Source organism: Methylobacterium sp. P3_A11, from assembly GCF_056403155.1.
Map to the genome: position 1 here is coordinate 1 of NZ_JBFUGA010000208.1, position 3,645 is coordinate 3,645.

4 protein-coding genes are annotated in these 3,645 nt (G+C 53.9%); 3 read left to right on the top strand and 1 reads right to left on the bottom strand.

Going from position 1 to position 3,645, the window contains the following annotated elements; genetic code table 11:
• Positions 1-923: 923 nt before the first annotated feature.
• The gene (locus tag AC1DXK_RS30485) at positions 924-1,319 is read left to right on the top strand and encodes a hypothetical protein (RefSeq protein WP_477299670.1); all 396 of its coding nucleotides are present in this window, start codon (positions 924-926) and stop codon (positions 1,317-1,319) included.
• Between the two features lie 30 nt (positions 1,320-1,349).
• On the opposite strand, the gene AC1DXK_RS30490 is transcribed toward AC1DXK_RS30485, so the two are convergent.
• On the bottom strand, positions 1,350-1,976 hold the full coding sequence (locus tag AC1DXK_RS30490) for a recombinase family protein (RefSeq protein ID WP_477299671.1): 627 nt from the start codon (positions 1,974-1,976) through the stop codon (positions 1,350-1,352).
• Between the two features lie 188 nt (positions 1,977-2,164).
• Between AC1DXK_RS30490 and AC1DXK_RS30495 the strand changes: the two genes are divergently transcribed.
• Positions 2,165-2,485 (top strand): hypothetical protein, encoded by a 321-nt coding sequence (locus tag AC1DXK_RS30495; RefSeq protein ID WP_477299672.1) that lies wholly within the window; start codon positions 2,165-2,167, stop codon positions 2,483-2,485.
• Between the two features lie 192 nt (positions 2,486-2,677).
• A complete protein-coding gene (locus AC1DXK_RS30500; protein WP_477299673.1) occupies positions 2,678-3,292 on the top strand; it encodes a hypothetical protein in 615 nt (204 codons plus the stop codon).
• Positions 3,293-3,645: the final 353 nt, after the last annotated feature.

Below are 3,645 nucleotides of genomic sequence, written 5' to 3' on the forward strand. Positions count from 1 at the left end.
CGGTGATTACAATAAGATGCTTGAGAACATGCCAGTTACCTCACTGTTTCCAGCAAGGTTGAGTTCTTCAACAACAGTTATAGAGATAGGATAGCGGTGATGGGTCTGAGAGCCCTTTCACCAATAACCCTTGCACAGAGGCTTGGATTACATCAGTAAGTCTGTATCTATGGTAGGTAAGTATATTATATCATCGAGACACTGTCCATTATAAACACTTTTTCAATAAAGTCAAACACAAAATGTTCAGTGATATCGGGCGCATCTATGAAAATAAGAAATAACCATATCAGAAAATGGATACGTTGTCAATGGTAAAATCCGACACAAGGACTATCTTTCTGAACATGCACTGAACTACTCGGCCGTCCGCCACTTCACGGGTGGTAGGGCTTCGCCGGGCGTAGTCATATCACTTTGGTAGAACTTCCTGCGGTCGCCGGCCACGACTTCGGCTACACCATCGATTGCGTCCACTACAGCCTCCACGGCCTTGTAGAGCGGCCCTTGAGGCTTGGCCCGAGATAGGACCTCGACACACTGCCTGCGGAACCGGCCAGCGTCCTCTAGGAAGTGGACTGCCTCTGCCCGAACGTAGACCCCGCGCCGCGCCACCGTTCAGACCCTCCCCATTGCCGGACAGGCATCTAGAACGAAACAGGAACGAAACTAGTGTTGCAAAGGGAGGGTCGGCCTGGGTGTGCGTTCGCCGGCGCGATCACGGTTGGGCGGCTCACTTAGCAATCTTTGCAACAGTTGCACGGTTACAGCGGGTAGCAGCCTGGACCTGTGACCATGACAGCCCCTTGCCCAAAATCACGGCGAAGGTCGTGTTCTGGTTCGTATCCTCCGGCCGCCCCCGATACCTACCATCCACCCTGATTGACGTTATTGATAAGAGTTCCATTTGAAGGTTGGCATGTATGGCTAGCCTAGAGGGTGCGATGGCAGTCTCGTTTGAGAAGAACATCAAAGTATACAAGAACGATGACGAAATATACAGTGCGCATATACAGGCAGATGTTGCCGATAGTAGAGTTAAGATAACTGTCTATGCCAGAAACAAGAAAATAAACAAAGAATTATCCCACGGAGAGTGGGTCATTGATTTCGGTCGCGGCAATGCGGTGTTTGATACTAAGGCGTTCAAAACATCACTGAGCGTGCCATGCGTGCTCGGTTGTATGATGGGTGCCGGAAGTTCGATAGTAGCTTGTATGCTGAATGCAAAAACACAAGATGATGTTTGGAAATGTATCGAAAATAATGTTGGGGCTCTAGGTATTGGCGCTATAGGTTGCGTGATTGGCTGCCTGTAGATCTACAAGAATATCTGAATAAGCTCAGATCTAGGGCGCAGTGTCCAGCCGAGCGCGCTTGGCAATCTTAGCGATTGTCGCTCGGCTGCATTCAGTGGCTGATTGGACCTGTGACCATGACAGCCCCTTGCCTAACATGGCCGTAATGGTGGCGTTCCGCTTCGTATCCTCCGGCCGCCCTCGATACCTCCCTTCCGCCTTGGCTTTGGCTTGGCCTTCCGCCTGACGCCGCCTGCGGTCTTCGTAATCCTTGCGAGCGACAGCGGCCAGCATGTCCAGCATCATACCGTTCACCGCTTCAAACATCCGGCTGGTGAACGCGTCTGTCCCGTTCGTCGCCATCATCCAGCTTGTCGGAAGATCCAAGGCCACGACGCGGATCTGTCGGCCGGCGATCTCAGCCTTCAAGCGTTCCCAATCGCCGGCCGTCARCCTCGTAAGTCTGTCCACGGCCTCCAGCAGCGCCACATCTCCCGGCTGTGCGTCCCGGAGGAGCCTGAACAGTTCCGGGCGTGCCAGCTTGGACCCTGACTCATTCTCCACATACCAAGAGGCGATCTGTAGCCCTCTCTCCGCGGCGAAGGCTTCCAACGCCCCACGCGCACGGTTGGCGTCTTGGTTCAGATCAGACGCTCGTAAATAAGCCCGAACGAACACCGCAAACCCTCCTAGTTCACTTAGGATGGTTCACACTACGTTGGTCTGTTTTGGTTGGTCAACTATGCTTTTGCGGACCTTCCAGAGGTCGGTTCAGGGAAGGCATACCCAAACCGAACCATGCGGATCAGCCGTTTCGGGTGGGAAGCGGAACTCGGTGGTAGGGCCTCCGGTGAGACGATGGGCCTATGAGCTACACGGTCAAGTTGGCGATCTTCCCACCCTGGAAAGCGCCTGTCCCTTACGAGACCCTCACCGGAGTGTTCGCTACTGCCGCGGGAGCCGCCGAGGCAGGTGCAAAGGCGCTCGGACCCATCACTGAACGTGAACTCGCCGATCTGGCCCCCAGCCTAACACCGAGGTCGCAGCGCGTGGGCGAGGGATGGGCCACAGCCATCGAGGTGCCCGAAGGGCCGATCCACGGATACCTGATCTACGACGAGACGGGCGTCGAAGTGTCCAACTGGACTACGCTGGATGTCGCCGTGGAGCGCGCTGCCAAGGGCTGATTGGGGTCGAAAGCAGCCGCGAGTGCTGGTCCGAAAAAGGTGCATTCATAGCGAACCGACGACGCCGGTCCCCGTCGTCATACCCAAAAATCCTCGGAGGGAGCAAAATTTTACACCTGTCATATGAGACAGGTGTTGCAAATGCCCTGAACACGTGTTATAAAAGACAGGTGTTAAAGGGAGAGCAGGCACATGACTGGATGGGACCTGCCGGATCTTTCCGGCCTCACATACGAGCCGCAGAACTTCCGAGACCTGTTCGACACCGACCTAGGCCAAGCGATCTGGCAGTTCATGGTTCGGCCCGACAATGTGGTGCGGATGCTCACTGCCACGTATCTCGATCGCGCCGCCGTTGAGCCCCTCGCTCCTGGGCTTCTGCGCGAGTTCGGTCCGGACATCGCCCAAGATCGGCTCAAGCAGCTAGTCGGGCACATGGGCCGTCAGATCATGGAAGCAGCGGGACTTGAGCTCGATAAGCAGGGTATGCGCATCACTCGCGAAAGCATCTTCACAACGGCTGCACGATACACGGACCCGAATGCGCCTCGCGAGCGATCCATGACGATCACGCCCGAGCAGCGTCAGGCTTGGATGGAAAAGACGGCTGCCAGCCCCTTCAACGCGTGGCTCAACGGCAAAGTCAGGAACATAGACGGAAGTCTGAACCTTGACCGTCTTTATGAAGTAGCACGAGCTTACGGGATCGAAACTGAATATCGTCATCTCAACGCCGGACAGCAGCGGATGAACATCGGAATTAAGCTTCGAAAGAAGGTGCCAGCTTCCGAGTATATGGCGGACTGACCGCATGGGCCTTCCTGCGCATACTCAAAACGCACTGCCGTTCCCTTGCGAATGAGGGTTTTTGGTTTAACTTCACCCGACAACAGAACGTGTCTGGATTGCGCGAATGTCTATGTTGATACAAGACTGTCCGAGATGTGGAATACGAAAGAATACATTTGATGTGAAGAATATTAATGTAGTTGATAGAAAGTATAATTGGTTAAGAACTATGGAGTTATTTTGTGTATGCAGGAATTGCAGCAAGGGTATCATGTTCGTCGTTCAAGACATTGACCAGCATACATCCGTCGCGACTGACAATATGGGCGGCTTGACCCGAATTGCGACTCCAATCAATGACTATATTAATG